A 14,840-nucleotide genomic window follows, 5' to 3' on the forward strand; every position below is an offset into this window, starting at 1 on the left:
CCGCTGCCCTGGGCAGACGGTGGTGTGGTTCACGGAAAGGCTCTGTGTCTTGTGGGCGCGCTGTCAGGCAGCGCGTTTCTTGCGTTCGACCAGCTGCAGGATCAGCGGCGTCAGGATGAGCTGCATGGCCAGATCCAGCTTGGAGCCGTGGATGACGATGGAGTTGGCCCGCGACATGAAACTGTTGGGGATCATCGACAGCAGATAGGGAAAATCGATCCCCCGCGGCACCTGAAAGCGGATCACCACCATCGACTCATCCGGCGTCGGGATCCAGCGCGCGATGAAGGGGTTGGAGGTATCCACCGTCGGCACGCGCTGGAAATTGATGTCGGTATGGGTGAATTGCGGGCAGATATAATTCACATAGTCCGGCATGCGCCGCAGGATGGTGTCGGTCACCGCTTCGGTCGAATAACCCCGCGTGCTGCGGTCGCGATGCAGCTTCTGGATCCACTCGAGATTGATCACCGGCACGACGCCGATCTTGAGATCGGCATATTTGGCAACGTCGACCTCGTCGGTCACCACCGCTCCATGCAGCCCTTCATAGAAGAGCAGGTCGGTGCCTGAGGGCAGCGGCTTCCAGGGCGTGAACGTGCCGGGCGGGGCCCCGTAGAGAATCTCCTCCTCGTCATCATGGACATAGTGGCGCGTGGTGCCGGTTCCATGGTTGCCATAGTCGCGGAACAGTGCCTCCAGCTCCGCGAACAGATTGGTTTCCGGGCTGAAATGGCTGAAATGCTTGTTACCCTTGGCCGCCTCATCCGCCATGTGGGCCCGCATCTCTGCCCTGTCATAGCGATGAAAGGAATCGCCCTCGACATAGGCCGCCTCGATGTTCTCCCGGCGGAAGATCTGCTCGAAGGTCCGCTTGACCGAGGTCGTGCCGGCGCCGGACGAGCCGGTAATGGAAATGATCGGATGCTTGATCGACATGGTATTCCCCGAGCTCAAACGCGGAAGAGGCCGCGATTGGCGAACAAGGGCGCCGAGGTCGGCGGCCACAAGCCCGGCCTGTTATGCAGCGTTTCCAAACGGGCGACCTTGTTGGTGGCCCCGAGGATCAGCGGTACACGCTGATGCAGCGAGGTCGCGCGAATATCGAGAATACGGATACGGCCATTCGACCCCGCCCCTCCCGCCCTCTCCATCAGGAAAGCCATGGGATAGGCTTCGTAGATCAGTCGCAGGCGCCCCTGCCCGTAGCCGCTCCTGGCGTCGGCCGGGTAGAGATAGATGCCGCCTCGGGTGAGAGCCCGGAACGTGTCGGCCACCAGTGCCCCGTGCCAGCGCATGTTGTGGTCGCGCCCTGACGGACCATCGGCGCCAGCCTGGCATTCGTCGATGAAAGCCCGCACCGGCTCCTCCCAATGCCGGTAATTGGAGGCATTGATCGAATATTCCGGCTGGTCCTGGTCCGGCAGGCGGACATTGGCCTGGGTCAGGCGGAAGTGGCCGCTGCGGCGGTCGAGCGTGAAAATGTCCACCTCCTCGCCGAGCGAAAGCACCAAGGTCGTCTGCGGGCCGTAGATGACGAAGCCCGCGGCAAGCTGGCTGGTGCCTGCCGGCCAGACCAGGGTGCGGTCGGCCGCCGACGCCAGCACGAATTCATCCGGTGTCGGCATGATGGAAAAGATCGTGCCCACGGGCATGTTGAGATCGAGATTGCCGGAGCCATCGACCGGATCGATGGCGACACAGAGAGGCTGGCTCGCATCCCAGATCTCAAGTTCGTCGACCTCCTCCGAGGCGAAGGCCGCAATCGCGCAAGCCTTCAGCGCTTCCCGGAACTGGCGGTCGGCCCAGACATCCATATCCTTCTGTTCGTCTCCGCCGGCGTTGTGGCCACGGGCCTCCTCGACGATCTCGGCAAGGGCACCCAGCGACACGGCCTCCGACACGCGGATGGCCGCCGCGGCGAGGCTGGCGACGACTTCGGCAACCGCAACCCTGAGCATGTCACTGCCAGCGTGGCGGGTGAGATAGGCGTCCAGAGTCGGCTTGTCGGTCATCGGCATTCTCCCCCGGATGACGCCTCCTGCGAGGCATCGTCATTTCGCGATCTTTCGAGGAGCTTGACCGAAAATAGAAAATAATCGAAATTTTGTTTTCTTCGCCTTTGCAAAAGTTTTCCTTATATGGCCGTTCGCCTGCGAGACATCACCCGTCGGCAGCTGCGTGCCCTCGCCGCCATCGCGTCGAGCGGTTCGGTGACGTCGGCCGCCAAGGCCCTGCACCTCACCCAACCGGCGGTGACATTGCAGCTGCGCAATCTGCAGGACCTTGCCGACCTGCCCTTGCTGCAACGGACCGGCGACGGCATGATCCTCACCGATGCCGGCGTCGAGATGCTGCAATTGCACAGCCGTATCGAGGCAGCCATTGCCGATTGCGAAGCGACACTGGGCATCATCTCCGGGAAAACTGCCGGACGTGTCTCGATCGGGGCCGTCAGTACCGCCAAGTACTTCGTCCCCTTCATCATCGCGGCCTTCTCGCGCGCGCATCCTCGGATCGAAGTGACATTGTCGATCGGCAATCGCGCTGAAATCATGCAGGCCTTACGCGACTACAAGCTCGACGTCGCCATCACCGGCCGCCCGCCGCCCGACATCGAGGTCGAGAAGCATCTGATCGGCCAGAACCCGCATGTCATCATCGCATCGCACACTCACTGGCTGGCCAAGGAGAGAGGCCTTGCCGCAGTCGATTTGTCGCATGAGACCTTCCTCACACGCGAGCCCGGATCGGGCACGCGCATGCTGATGGAACGCCTGTTCGAGCAGACGGAACTTGCGCCCCATATCGGCATGGAGTTCGATTCGAACGAGACGATCAAGCAAAGCGTGATCGCCGATCTCGGCATCGCCTTCCTTTCGGCCCATACGGTCGCGACCGAACTGGAAGACGGACGCCTGGTGACCTTGGACGTGGCAGGCCTGCCGGTGACGCGGCAATGGTTCGTGGTACGCCGGGTCGACAAGGTGCTGCTCCCCCCGGCCCAGGAAGCGCTCGATTTCATTGCCAGGGAGGCGTCTCAATACCTGCCGCGCCCGCCCCTCAGCCACGACTGACACAACGAGAACTTCTGGGATCCAGGCATCCCTCGATGCCCCTCAAGATCGCTACTCTCCCAGGAAACCGCGCACCGTTTCCAGGAACTTCGCCACCGAGATCGGCTTCGACAGATAGGCCTCGCACCCGCCCTGGCGGATGCGTTCCTCGTCGCCCTTCATGGCGAAAGCGGTGATGGCGACCACCGGGATCGATTTCAGCTCATCGTCATCCTTGAGCCATCGTGTCACCTCGAGGCCCGAAACCTCCGGCAGCTGGATATCCATCAGAATCAGGTCGGGACGATGCTCGCGCGCCAGGTTCATCACATTGATGCCACTGCGGGTTTCCACGATGTCGTAGCCGTTGGCTTCCAACAGATCATGGAAGAGCTTCATGTTGAGCTCGTTATCTTCCACGATCAGGACTTTCTTGGCCATGAAGACCCTCGTCTGCGCCAAAGCATCCTTCGATCCGGCACAATCGCCGGGAATCGCAAAGACGCGTCAATACAAAGAGTTAGAACAAGGAAGCGTTTTCAGCAAAACGCACTTTGCTCTAGAATGAACCGCGGATATCGGGGCTGCGAATCTGTTTTCAACCACGCCCGCTTACCGGCATGTTGTTAGCAGTCAGTCCTTACCAAACGGGAAATCAAATGTTCAGGCAAACCGCCGGGCAGGCAGCTCAAAAGCAACGTGCCGAAGAAATCGCGACGGCGGCTCTCGGCTTCATTGCTGCCAATGAAGATCGACTCAATGGTTTCTTCATGGCAACCGGCCTGTCACCCGATGAGATTCGCAGTGCCGCAGCCAAGCCCGGATTTCTAGCTTCGGTGCTGCAGCACGTCCTCTCGGATGAAGAGAGTGCTGCCGGCTTTGCCGCGGAAAATGGCCTCTCCCCCGAAGACCTGCAACGGGCGGCGTTCCAGCTCGGCATTCGTTGGGATTGATGAGCGCGCTCTGCCGAGACTGTCTTGGCGAGGCTGGCGAGGCGGATCGCTGCCCTGCCTGCCGCTCGCCCCGCATCATCCGGCATCGGCAACTCGAGCGCCTCACGATCGCCCATGTCGACTGCGATGCCTTCTACGCCACCATCGAGAAGCGCGACGATCCTTCGCTGGCCGACAAGCCGGTCATCGTCGGCGGCGCCAAGCGCGGCGTAGTCTCAACCGCCTGCTACATCGCCCGCACCTATGGGGTCCGTTCGGCCATGCCGATGTTCCAGGCACTCAAGCTCTGCCCGGACGCGGTGGTCGTCAGGCCTAATATGGAGAAATATGTCGAGGTCGGCCGCCAGGTCCGCGACATGATGCTGGCGCTGACGCCGCTGGTCGAGCCGCTTTCGATCGACGAAGCCTTTCTCGACCTCAGCGGCACTGACCGCCTGCACCATGCCAGCCCGGCTCGCACGCTGCTGCGCTTTGCCAACCAGGTCGAGAAGGAACTGAGGATCACCGTCTCCATCGGGCTCTCCGCCAACAAATTCCTGGCCAAGACGGCCTCCGATCTGGAAAAGCCTCGCGGCTTTGCCGTGCTCTCGCCCGAGGAGGCACCGGACTTTCTCGCCCCGCGCCCGATCTCCTTCATCTGGGGCGTCGGCAAGGCCGGGGCGGCCCGTTACGAAAAGGACGGGCTTCGCACGATCGCCGATCTGCAGAAGGCCGGAGAACTGCCTCTGATGCGGCGCTATGGCGTCGAAGGACAGCGGCTTGCCCGCCTCGCCTTTGGCCGCGATGCCCGCAGGGTCGACCCAGAGGGCGACCGCAAATCCGTCTCGGCCGAGACCACCTTCGAGCATGATCTTGCCAGCGGTGAAAGCCTGCTGCCGATTCTCTGGCAATTGTCGGAAAAGGTGTCGTCCCGGCTGAAGAAATCCGCCATTGCCGGCTCGACCGTAACGTTGAAGCTGAAATCGGCCGATTTTCGTCTCCGCACTCGCGCCCAGAGCCTGCATGAACCGACACGCCTGGCTACCCGCATCTTCGAAACCGGCAAGAAACTGTTGGCGAAGGAGACCGATGGCACCCAATATCGCCTGATCGGCATCGGGGTCACCGGCCTCGCCGATCTGGCCGATGCCGATCACGGCGATCTCGCCGACCCCAACGCCAAACGCCTGGTCGCGACCGAAAACGCCATCGATGCCGTCCGGGCCAAGTTCGGCAAGACCGCCATGCAAAAGGGCATCGCCTTCAAGCCCGACAAAAGCGAGACCTAGAGCATCGTACCGAAAAGTGGGCGCCGCCTTTCGGCAAAAGCGATGCGACAACAATGACCTACAGCCGCAGGCAACGCTATGGGCTGCGATAGACGCCGATATCCAGCTTCTTGCCGCCGTTGATGTTGATTCCCGCAACCCTGGAAACCAGGTCGGTCTTGATCCCGTTCGCGGCGAGGCGGGCCAGAAACGCCGGCTCGAAACGCTTGTCGACAAAGGCGACCCGGCAGGCGCCCTGCCCCAGGAAATCCGCTGCGCCTTCCGGGCTGGGCATATCCAGATCCGTCCCGGCCAGGAAGACTAGGCTGGGCTCGCGGAAGCCCACGCTCGCGGCTGCGACATGCGGGCATTGCGACGTCTGTGCCGCCGCGGCCAGGCGCGGGCTGATGGCCATGGCCTGCAGTTTGGGAATGGCACCGGCATAGATGCCCCAATAGAGCAACAGGCTGGTGGCGAGACAGGCCAGAACGGCCTCGGCGCCTCTGTCCTCTCCCAGCCGCCGCCAGGCCAACCATGCCGCCACTATCGCCAGGATGGCAAAGGGCAGTGTCAGCCAGGCAATCTCCCGCTGATAGAACCACACCGCGCCGACCGCGACGACGGCCAACACCAGCGCCAGGAAGGGAATGAGCCCCGCCACGATGCGAGCCCACAGGCTTCGCGAAAGTCCATCGTCGCAAACAGCCGCAGCGATCAGGATGGCGATCGCCGGATAGACCGGCAGGACGTAGTGCGGCAGCTTGGTGGGGAAGAATTCGAAGACGAGCCAGAACGGCACCAACCAGGCCAGCAGGAAGATCACCGATGCGGTTCGGCGCTGCCGCCAGACCCATGGCGCTGCCAGAGCGGCCAGCGGCGCGAAGGGCCAGAACGTGCCCCAGAAGACGGCGAGATAGGTCCCGGGCCAGCCGCCATGGGATTCCTGGGCACCCGCCACCTTGTTCAGCATGTCCTTCCCGACCGATTCCTGCAGGAAGGCACCCTTGGTCTGGATCATGATGGCGATGAACCAGGGCGACACCAGGACGAGAGTGAAGAGGATGCCCCAAAGCCAGCGCAGGTTTCCGAGCCAGCGCCAGTCACGCGTGGCAGCCACCGTACCGGCAATGGTCAAGGCCACGAGAAGGGCTCCGATCGGCCCCTTGATCAGAATGGACGCCGCCATGCCGATCCAGAACACGGCCGGCAGGCTCAAGCCCACCGGCAAGGGATCGCCACGCCGGGAGGCCATGAAGAAGCGGGCCAGCACGCCCACCATCGCCATCACCGTCAAAAGCTGGGTCGCATCCGTCTTGGCTAGGCGCGCTTCGACGCCAAGCAGCAGGCAGCCGGCCATCATCAGTCCTGCCAGCAGGGCCGCTCGGCGGCCCACGAGCGGAATGGCGGTCCACCAGGTCAGCAGCACCGCACCGATCGCGGCAATCAGCGAGGGAATGCGATAGAGCCAGATCGTGGTGCGCGCCTCGGGAACTCCAAGGCTCTCCCCCAGGCTGACGGCAGCCGTCTGCAGCCAGTAAATGCCGACCGGCTTCTTGAGCCTGGCCTCGTCCTGGAAGCGGATACTGACGAAATCGCCGCTCTCCAGCATCTGCTTGGAGGCCTGTGCGAAGCGAGGCTCGTCCCGATCCATCGGCGGCAGACCGGTGAAGCCGGGTGCGAGGGCCAGGAAGGTTACGAGCAGGAGCGTTGCAAGCGCGAGCAGGTTGGAACCAGCCAGCCGATCGACCATACGAACCGGCCCGTGGGCGGCGGCAGGTGCTTCGGATAAGGCGGCCATGCTAACCTCCACCGGTCTCGCCGGTCTTCGATAAGGAACGAAGACCGCCGTGCGCTGCCTATTGCCCAGGCCCATGGCCGGTTGTCCAGCGGGATGGCGACCCCAGCAGGGCTCGAACCTGCGACCTAGCGCTTAGAAGGCGCTCGCTCTATCCAGCTGAGCTATGGGGCCAGTCCAAAGCCGGACGCAAACGCTCAATGGGTCCACTGACCGATGCGCGAAACCTTGAAGTTGTCCGAATAGGATACGATCTTCGTCGTCGCCTCTTGCGGCTCGAAGATCTGATAGGCGATGCCGTTGCGGGTGGCGTAGGCGATGGCCTCTTCCTTGGTCGCGAAACGCAGCTTGACCTGCTGCTTCATGTCGCCCGAGGAGGTCCAGCCCATCAGCGGCTCGACCGAGCGCGGCTCCTCCGGCTCGAACTCCAAGAGCCAGTCCTTCGTCTTCGCCGAACCGGACTGCATGGCCGTACGTGCCGGCTTGTAGATTCTCGCTGTCATCGTTCGCCGTCCGCCTTTCGTCTCATCCGTCGCTGGTCGGGGCAGCAGGATTCGAACCTGCGACCTATAGTACCCAAAACTATCGCGCTACCAGGCTGCGCCATACCCCGTTCAGGACGAATGTGAGCTTACTAAGGGGCCTCGCAGAGAACCGCAAGGGTCTGGGCGCTCCGATTTCAAAAAGTTGTATGACCGCGTCAGCTCGTCAAGGCTTGAAGATCGGATAGCTCACCTTGTCGCCGGGCTTGATGCCCAGCTTGTCCGCCGTTCCGGCCACCACTTCCAAAACCGCCAGCACCGGTGCGCCGGACATGATCGTCCGCGTCGACAAGGGCTCGGCACGTTTCTCGATGCGCTGGATCGTACCGTCCCCGCGAATGAAGATCATGTCGAGCGAGACATAGGTATTCTCCATCCAGAACGAAGCGATGCGCTCCGCCGTGAATGGAAAGAGCATGCCCTTGTCCGGCTCCAGGCTGCGCCTGAACATCATGCCGCGCCGCTGCTCGTCCTCGGTCCGCATGACTTCGACCTGGAAGTCGCGCTGACCACCCGCGGTGGCAATCGACAAGGGTTCGAACACGCCGTCCTCGGCCGGTGAGGCCGAAAGACCGGCAACGCTCACAAACAACGCGAGGACAGCAGTATAAACTATTGAAAGAAGAGGGTTCTTGCGCATTCTCGTCAATGGGACTGAGGACCAGACGGACCATCCGCAAGCTTGAGCTCGGCAGCCATCAGCCCTTTGGGTCCCGTGCCGAAGCGTACCATCAGGATCTGACCGGGCTTGAGGTCCATGATGCCGAACCGCCGCAAGGTCTCCATATGGACGAAGATATCCGGCGTGCCGTCTCCCCGCGAGACGAAACCGAAACCGCGCAGGCGGTTGAACCATTTCACCGTCGTCGGCTCGAAACCGCCGGTCGGCGTTACCTGCACATGGGTGCGCGCTGGCGGGAGCTGGGCGGGATGGACAGCGGTGGATTCGTCCATCGACAGGATGCGGAACACCTGCAGGCCCTTGGCGCGCTGCGTGGCCTCGACGACGACACGCGAGCCTTCAAAGGCCGCCTGGTAGCCGTCCCGACGCAAGACACTGACATGAAGCAGGATATCCTGGCCGCCATTGTCCGGAACGATGAACCCATAGCCCTTGGCAATGTCGAACCACTTGATGGTGCCGGCGACCTCCAGCAAGCCTGCCGGCCTCTCGTCCGGATGTCCCCCGGAGTCGCGAACTGGCTCGAACCTCGCTTCAAAATCGTTCGTACCCATCTACGCCATCCAACACATTGCCCACGGACTGGGCCGCCGCACGATTCTTGATGCTGCTACGATAACACCCCCAGGCTCAACGGAAAGCCCGAATTAACATTTTTGTGCCTCATCTTCATACAATCGCAAAACGTCCCTAAAATCGACGAACTCTCGATAAACCGGCCACATTTACAGGGTGAACCCCTCGAGCAAATCGCCGATCTCTCCCCGCAGCAGCAACTGGGCATAAGGGTCGCTCGGCGTCTCCTCCCGGTTGACGATCACCACGCGTGCGCCCTGGCGATGGGCAAGACGCGGCAGATTGGCAGCCGGATAGACGACCAAGGACGAGCCTACGACCACGAAAAGATCGCAGGTCTTGGCGAGTTCCGTAGCCCGTCGCATCGCCGCCTCCGGCATGGGCTGCCCGAAAGATATCGTCGCCGTCTTGATGAAACCGCCGCAATCATCGCAGCGCGGCGCCTGCCCGCTCGCCAGGAACGGTCCCCGCAAGGCTGCAATCTCATAGCGCCTGGCGCAGTCGAGGCATGTCGCATAGGTGGTGTTGCCGTGCACTTCCACCACGGCATCGGCAGGAATGCCCGAATCCTGGTGCAGATTGTCGATATTCTGCGTGATCACCGCCGGGCATTTGCCCGCCTGCACCCAGGAAGCGATCGTCTGATGGCCCCGCGTCGGTCGTGCCAGGCGGATCTCGTCATCCATGTCGAAACGCCGGCGCCAACTCTCGCGCCGGGCCTCGTCGTCGGCCAGGAACTCAGCGAAGGGAATCGGCTTCATCCGGCTCCAGCGGCCGCCGGGCGAACGGAAGTCCGGAATGCCGGCCTCGGTCGACAGCCCGGCGCCGGTAAAGGCGACGACGCGATCGGCTCGCGCCAGCATCTGCGCAAAGCGAAGAAGTTTTTCGCGATGCACGGCGTCCTTGTCGGCGGCGGCAATCGGCATTAGGCCTTACCTCCCCAATTGCGATGAGGATCCAATGAAATATTTGCACACCATGGTTCGCGTGCGCGACCTCGATGCCTCGCTCAAATTCTACGTCGACATCTTCGGCCTGGTCGAGGGCCGTCGCTATGAAAACGAGAAGGGTCGCTTCACCCTGGTCTTCCTGGTCGCCTCCGAGGATCTCGAAGCCTTCAGGGCCGGCAAGGCCCCTGCCCTCGAGCTGACCTACAACTGGGATACCGAAGACTACGGCAGCGCGCGCAATTTCGGCCACCTCGCCTATGAGGTCGACGACATCTATGCCTTCTGCGCCAAGCTGCAGCAGGCCGGCATCACCATCAATCGCCCGCCTCGTGACGGCCACATGGCCTTCGTGCGCTCCCCGGATCTGATCTCGATCGAGATCCTGCAGAAGGGCGATTCTCTGCCGCCGGCCGAGCCCTGGTCCTCGATGGCCAACACCGGCGTGTGGTGAAACGGGGCATTTTTGCCCCAAGACCGGCACCTAAAGCGCTCGGCACAACTAATTTCACAAAGGCGGCATATTCCTCTTGCCGCCTGCGATTCCCCCCTCTATATGTCCGCCCCGCCGCGCCCTTCGTCTATCGGTCAGGACGCCACCCTTTCACGGTGGAGAGAGGGGTTCGATTCCCCTAGGGCGCGCCACATTTTCGAACCCAAGCATCGATATCAACCAAATATCTCGCGAATTCGATGCTTTGGTTTCCGCACGTCTCCCATGACAATCGCTGACATCTCCCAGCCCATCATCGCCTTCGTTCGCGCGCATGAAGGCTGGGGTACTCTCGTCGTGCTGCTGCTGGCCTTCGGGGAATCGCTCGCCTTCGTCTCACTCCTGCTGCCGGCAACCGTCATCCTGCTCGGGATCGGCTTCCTGATCGGCGAAAGCGGCATGTCGCTCTGGCCCTTCTGGGCGGCGGCGGCGCTAGGAGCCTTTCTCGGCGATTGGCTGTCCTATTGGATCGGCCTGAAGCTCGAGCATCGCGTGGCCCATTATTGGCCGCTCACACGCTATCCGGACCTGCTGCCGCGCGGCCATCGCTTCTTCGAGAAATGGGGGGCGCTCGGCGTCTTCTTCGGCCGCTTCCTCGGGCCGCTCAGGGCCTCGGTGCCGCTGGTGGCCGGCATCTGCGAAATGCCGGCGCTGAGCTTCCAGCTCGTGAATGCCGCCTCGGCCGTGATCTGGGCCTTCGGCGTGCTGGCGCCCGGTGCCTTGGGGCTCAACTGGCTGCAAACGCTGTTCTGATCGGGTTCGGATGCTCCGACATCTTCGGAACCCGATCTGGAAAGCTCACACCATCAGCCGAACCGGCGCCTCCAATTCTCCCTTCACCGTCTTGATGAAGGCGGCGGCATCGAAGCCGTCGACGATGCGGTGATCGAAGGAGGACGACAGGTTCATCAGCTTGGCGACGACGATCTGCCCGTCCTTCACCACGGGTCGCTCGACGATCTTGTTGACGCCGACGATGGCGACCTCGGGCGGATTGATGATCGGCGTCGCGGCGATGCCGCCGAGCGCTCCGAGGCTCGACACCGTGATGGTCGAGCCGGTCAGCACCTCGCGGCTCGCCTTGCCGGCCCTGGCGAGTTCGCTGAGCTTGGCGATCTCGGCGGCGAGTTGGTGCAGGGTCAGCAATTCGGCATGGCGGATCACCGGCACCACCAGGCCACGCGGCGTCTGCGTCGCCACGCCGATATGCACGGCATTGTAGCGGTGGATTACCGCGGCGTCGGCATCGTAGCGGGCATTGACGATGGGATGCTGGGCGATGCCGCGCACCATGGCCTTGATCAGGAAGGGCAGCAGGGTCAGCTTCGGCCAGCCGACGGCTGCGGTGTTGATCTCGGCGCGCGCCGCTTCGAGGGCGGTGACGTCGATCTCCTCCACATAGGTGAAATGCGGCACGCTGCGCTTGGCTTCCAGCATGCGTTCGGCGATCTGGCGGCGCAGGCCGATCACCTTGATATCCTCGATGCCCTCATCGCCGGCCGCGGGCGGGGGCGGCACAGGCGGGCGGGCCGTCGGAGCCGGGGGCACAGCCTGGGACTGGGGCTGGCTGCGGGTCAGATAGTCGTCGAGATCGGCATGCTCGATGCGCCCCTCGGGACCACTGCCGCGGATCGTGCTGCCGTCAAGCCCTAGGGCGGCCAATCGGGCGCGCACGGCGGGCGCCGCCAGCACCTTGCCCGACCCAACCGGGGCGGCCGCCGAGGGCGACACGACAACCGGAGCGGCGACCCGCGCCGGAGCCGGAGCAGCCTTGGCCGGCGCCTTGGCTGGCTTGGCCGGCGCTGATGTTGGAACAGGTGCCGGTTCGGCGGCGGGAGCCTCGGGCTTGCCGCCGGTATCGATCACCACCAATTCGCTGCCGATCGACGCCATCACGCCGACCTCGGCATGACGCGAGAGGATGCGCCCCGAAACGGGCGAGGTGATCTCAACCGTCGCCTTGTCGGTCATCACATCGACGAGCGGATCGTCCTCCTGGATCTCCTGGCCGATCTCCGCGTGCCAGGCGACGATCTCGGCCTGGGCGATGCCTTCGCCGACGTCCGGCAATTTGAACACGAAATTGCTCATGATCGTTTCCCTCAGCCTGCCATCACTTTGCGCATGCCTTCCCCGACCCGCTTCGGCCCCGGGAAATATTGCCATTCGAACGTATGCGGATAGGGCGTGTCCCAGCCGGTGACGCGCTCGATCGGCGCTTCGAGATGGTGGAAGCAGCGTTCCTGCACCAGTGCCGACAATTCTGCACCGAAACCGCCCGTCCGTGTCGCCTCATGCACGATCAGGCAGCGGCCGGTCTTCTTCACCGATTCCTCGATCGTCTCGATGTCGACAGGCAGGATCGTCCTGAGATCGATGATCTCGGCATCGATGCCGGTCTCCTGCGTCGCCGTGAGCGCGACATGCACCATGGTGCCATAGGCCAGGATGGTAAGTTCGCTGCCCTCCCGTGCGATCGCAGCCTTGCCGAGCGGTACCTTGTAGTGTCCCGCCGGCACGTCGGCCCCGGCCTGGTCGGTCCAGGGCTTCAGCGGGCGGTCGTGATGGCCATCGAAGGGACCGTTGTAGAGGCGCTTGGGCTCGAAGAACAAGACCGGGTCGTCATCCTCGACCGCGCTGATCAAGAGCCCCTTGGCGTCATAGGGGTTGGACGGGATCACCGTCTTGATGCCGCAGACATGGCTGAACAGGCCTTCCGGGCTCTGGCTATGGGTCTGGCCGCCGAAAATGCCGCCGCCATAGGGCGAGCGGATGGTGATCGGCGAGGTGAACTCTCCGCCCGAGCGGTAGCGCAGGCGCGCCGCTTCCGAGACGATCTGGTCGAAGCCGGGATAGATGTAATCGGCGAACTGGCACTCGACGATCGGCCTGAGGCCATAGGCGCCCATGCCGATGGCGATGGCGATCAAGCCCCCCTCGGCGATGGGGGCATCGAAGACGCGCTGCGAACTGTAGCGCTGCTGCAGGCCGTCGGTGCAGCGGAACACGCCGCCGAAGAAGCCGACATCCTCGCCGAAGATCAGCACGTTGGGATCGTTCCTGAGCAGGACGTCCATGGCCGAATTCAGGGCCTGCACCATATTCATGGCGGGCATTATTCGCCCTCCTTCTTATGAGCGGCGTCTTTGGTGGCTTCGAAACGGTTGAGTTCCGCCAGCTGTTCCTTGAGATGCCAGGGCATTTCCTTGAAGACGTCCTCGAACATGGTTTCGGTGCCGTGATGCGGCCCGTCGCTGAGAATGCCGTGGCGCTGGGCCTCGGCATTGGCGGCCTTGACTTCGGCCTGCAATTCCTTGGCCTGCGCCTGGTGGCGCTCCTCGTTCCATTCGCCCAGCCCGATGAGATGACGCTTCAATCGCTCGACCGGATCGCCGAAGGGCCAGTATTTCTCCTCGTCGCCCGGGCGGTAGCGGCCGGGATCGTCGCTGGTGGAATGGGCGGCGACGCGATAGGTGAAGAGCTCGATCAGGGTTGGGCCATGGTTGGAGCGGGCCCGTTCGGCAGCCCAGCGCGTAACGGCATAGACGGCGAGCAGATCGTTGCCGTCGACCCGGATGCCCGGCATGCCGAAACCGATGGCACGCGAGGCGAAAGTCGCCTCCTCGCCGCCGGCGACACCCTGGCTGGACGAGATCGCCCATTGATTGTTGACGAGATTGATCAGCACCGGCGCGTGATAGACGGAGGCGAACACCATGCCGTGATGGAAATCGCCCTCGGCGGAGGAGCCGTCGCCGATCCAGGCCGCGGCGATGCGGCGATCGCGCTTATAGGCCGAAGCCATGGCCCAGCCGACGGCCTGCGGCACCTGGGTGGCGAGATTGCCGGAGATGGAGAAGAAGCCGGCCTCCTTGGCCGAATAGAGTACCGGCAATTGACGGCCCTTCAACCGGTCCTGCCCATTGGAATAGATCTGGGACATCATGTCGGTCAACGGCCAGTTGCGCGCCACCAGGAGGCCCTGCTGGCGGTAGGTCGGGAAGCACATGTCGCCGGCTTCCAGCGCCAACGCCTGGCCGACCGCCACCGCCTCCTCGCCCGTGCATTTCATGTAGAAGGAGGTCTTGCCCTGGCGCTGGGCCTTGAACATCTGATCGTCGAAATAGCGCGTCAGCATCATGGCACGCAGGGCCCTGCGCAAGGTGTCGGCGTCGAGCTTGGGGTCCCAGGGGCCGACAGCCTTGCCCTCGTCGTCGAGCACCCGGACAAGGCCGAAGGCGAGGTCCCGGGTTTCGGAGGCGACCGCAGTCACCGGCGGGCGCTGGGCCTCGCCCGCCCCCGGCAGGTTGAGATAGCTGAAATCAGGCGTATCGCCCGGCCGGAAGCGGGCTTCCGGAATGTGCAGGCTAAGCGTGGTCTTCTTGGTCATCGAGCGGGCGCTCCCAGGACTTGTTGCTGTCCGGCTGGCGTGAGGTTGCGTCTGGTCGGGTCAAAACTCGGCGATGGCTGGCTTCCTGGTCATTCCGTGCGCGATGCGGCATGAAATGCTGCCTCGCAGACCCGGGATCGCTCTGAGAATGAGCCAAAA

The 14,840-nt window shown here is 63.2% G+C and carries 17 protein-coding genes and 3 tRNA genes; 7 read left to right on the top strand and 13 right to left on the bottom strand.

The features are described from left to right. Positions 1-63: 63 nt before the first annotated feature. Together ABXS05_RS02825 and ABXS05_RS02830 are read right to left on the bottom strand one after the other, a co-directional pair. Positions 64-939: a phosphoribulokinase gene (locus ABXS05_RS02825; protein WP_367622828.1), complete on the bottom strand. Its 876-nt coding sequence runs from the start codon at positions 937-939 to the stop codon at positions 64-66. A 14-nt stretch (positions 940-953) separates the two neighbouring features. After that, positions 954-2,015 carry a class 1 fructose-bisphosphatase gene (locus tag ABXS05_RS02830; protein ID WP_367622829.1) on the bottom strand — a complete coding sequence of 354 codons (1,062 nt, stop codon included), beginning with the start codon at positions 2,013-2,015 and terminating at the stop codon, positions 954-956. A gap of 126 nt (positions 2,016-2,141) precedes the next feature. On the opposite strand from ABXS05_RS02830, the gene ABXS05_RS02835 reads away from it, so the two are divergent. Next, a complete protein-coding gene (locus tag ABXS05_RS02835) occupies positions 2,142-3,077 on the top strand; it encodes a LysR family transcriptional regulator (protein ID WP_311934838.1) in 936 nt (311 codons plus the stop codon). Positions 3,078-3,128: 51 nt separating this feature from the next. Here ABXS05_RS02835 and ABXS05_RS02840 read toward each other — a convergent pair whose 3' ends face one another. After that, positions 3,129-3,497, bottom strand: coding sequence for a response regulator (locus tag ABXS05_RS02840; protein WP_068297025.1), 369 nt, complete (start codon positions 3,495-3,497; stop codon positions 3,129-3,131). On the opposite strand from ABXS05_RS02840, the gene ABXS05_RS02845 reads away from it, so the two are divergent. The 3 genes from ABXS05_RS02845 (at position 3,496) to ABXS05_RS02855 (ending at position 5,277) form a co-directional block, all read left to right on the top strand. Next, positions 3,496-3,624 (top strand): hypothetical protein, encoded by a 129-nt coding sequence (locus tag ABXS05_RS02845; protein WP_311934839.1) that lies wholly within the window; start codon positions 3,496-3,498, stop codon positions 3,622-3,624. The genes ABXS05_RS02840 and ABXS05_RS02845 overlap by 2 nt on opposite strands. A 91-nt stretch (positions 3,625-3,715) precedes the next feature. Further along, complete coding sequence (locus tag ABXS05_RS02850) at positions 3,716-4,009, top strand: DUF3572 domain-containing protein (RefSeq protein ID WP_367622830.1); 294 nt, start codon at positions 3,716-3,718, stop codon at positions 4,007-4,009. Further along, on the top strand, positions 4,009-5,277 hold the full coding sequence (locus ABXS05_RS02855; protein ID WP_367622831.1) for a DNA polymerase IV: 1,269 nt from the start codon (positions 4,009-4,011) through the stop codon (positions 5,275-5,277). The genes ABXS05_RS02850 and ABXS05_RS02855 overlap by 1 nt, the downstream gene beginning before the upstream one ends. Before the next feature lie 76 nt (positions 5,278-5,353). Here ABXS05_RS02855 and ABXS05_RS02860 read toward each other — a convergent pair whose 3' ends face one another. From ABXS05_RS02860 to ABXS05_RS02890, 7 genes are all read right to left on the bottom strand, one after another. Next, on the bottom strand, positions 5,354-7,054 hold the full coding sequence (locus ABXS05_RS02860) for an ArnT family glycosyltransferase (protein ID WP_367622832.1): 1,701 nt from the start codon (positions 7,052-7,054) through the stop codon (positions 5,354-5,356). A 94-nt stretch (positions 7,055-7,148) separates the two neighbouring features. Continuing rightward, a tRNA-Arg gene (locus ABXS05_RS02865) sits at positions 7,149-7,225 on the bottom strand. A 23-nt stretch (positions 7,226-7,248) separates the two neighbouring features. Beyond that, positions 7,249-7,554 (bottom strand): ETC complex I subunit, encoded by a 306-nt coding sequence (locus tag ABXS05_RS02870; protein WP_311934843.1) that lies wholly within the window; start codon positions 7,552-7,554, stop codon positions 7,249-7,251. A gap of 33 nt (positions 7,555-7,587) precedes the next feature. After that, positions 7,588-7,664, bottom strand: a tRNA-Pro gene (locus ABXS05_RS02875). A 95-nt stretch (positions 7,665-7,759) separates the two neighbouring features. Beyond that, positions 7,760-8,179, bottom strand: a complete 420-nt coding sequence (locus ABXS05_RS02880) for a DUF192 domain-containing protein (RefSeq protein ID WP_367622833.1) — start codon at positions 8,177-8,179, stop codon at positions 7,760-7,762. A gap of 59 nt (positions 8,180-8,238) precedes the next feature. Then, positions 8,239-8,829 (bottom strand): cold-shock protein, encoded by a 591-nt coding sequence (locus ABXS05_RS02885; protein ID WP_105864580.1) that lies wholly within the window; start codon positions 8,827-8,829, stop codon positions 8,239-8,241. Between the two features lie 171 nt (positions 8,830-9,000). After that, positions 9,001-9,777 carry an SIR2 family NAD-dependent protein deacylase gene (locus tag ABXS05_RS02890; protein ID WP_437178624.1) on the bottom strand — a complete coding sequence of 259 codons (777 nt, stop codon included), beginning with the start codon at positions 9,775-9,777 and terminating at the stop codon, positions 9,001-9,003. A gap of 34 nt (positions 9,778-9,811) precedes the next feature. On the opposite strand from ABXS05_RS02890, the gene ABXS05_RS02895 reads away from it, so the two are divergent. The 3 genes from ABXS05_RS02895 (at position 9,812) to ABXS05_RS02905 (ending at position 11,044) form a co-directional block, all read left to right on the top strand. Continuing rightward, complete coding sequence (locus tag ABXS05_RS02895) at positions 9,812-10,252, top strand: VOC family protein (protein ID WP_367622834.1); 441 nt, start codon at positions 9,812-9,814, stop codon at positions 10,250-10,252. Between the two features lie 116 nt (positions 10,253-10,368). After that, a tRNA-Glu gene (locus ABXS05_RS02900) sits at positions 10,369-10,443 on the top strand. A gap of 73 nt (positions 10,444-10,516) precedes the next feature. After that, positions 10,517-11,044, top strand: coding sequence for a DedA family protein (locus tag ABXS05_RS02905; protein ID WP_367622835.1), 528 nt, complete (start codon positions 10,517-10,519; stop codon positions 11,042-11,044). Positions 11,045-11,089: 45 nt separating this feature from the next. On the opposite strand, the gene ABXS05_RS02910 is transcribed toward ABXS05_RS02905, so the two are convergent. Genes ABXS05_RS02910 through ABXS05_RS02920 form a run of 3 tightly spaced genes read right to left on the bottom strand, consistent with a single transcriptional unit; the run spans position 11,090 to position 14,681 of the window. Beyond that, positions 11,090-12,382: a dihydrolipoamide acetyltransferase family protein gene (locus ABXS05_RS02910; RefSeq protein ID WP_367622836.1), complete on the bottom strand. Its 1,293-nt coding sequence runs from the start codon at positions 12,380-12,382 to the stop codon at positions 11,090-11,092. An 11-nt stretch (positions 12,383-12,393) separates the two neighbouring features. After that, positions 12,394-13,407: an alpha-ketoacid dehydrogenase subunit beta gene (locus tag ABXS05_RS02915; protein WP_311934848.1), complete on the bottom strand. Its 1,014-nt coding sequence runs from the start codon at positions 13,405-13,407 to the stop codon at positions 12,394-12,396. Further along, complete coding sequence (locus tag ABXS05_RS02920) at positions 13,407-14,681, bottom strand: thiamine pyrophosphate-dependent enzyme (RefSeq protein ID WP_367622837.1); 1,275 nt, start codon at positions 14,679-14,681, stop codon at positions 13,407-13,409. Before ABXS05_RS02920 ends, ABXS05_RS02915 begins: the two co-directional genes overlap by 1 nt. Between the last annotated feature and the right edge of the window lie 159 nt (positions 14,682-14,840).

This window comes from Labrys neptuniae, assembly GCF_040797145.1.
In the GTDB taxonomy this organism is placed as follows: Bacteria; Pseudomonadota; Alphaproteobacteria; order Rhizobiales; family Labraceae; genus Labrys; species Labrys neptuniae.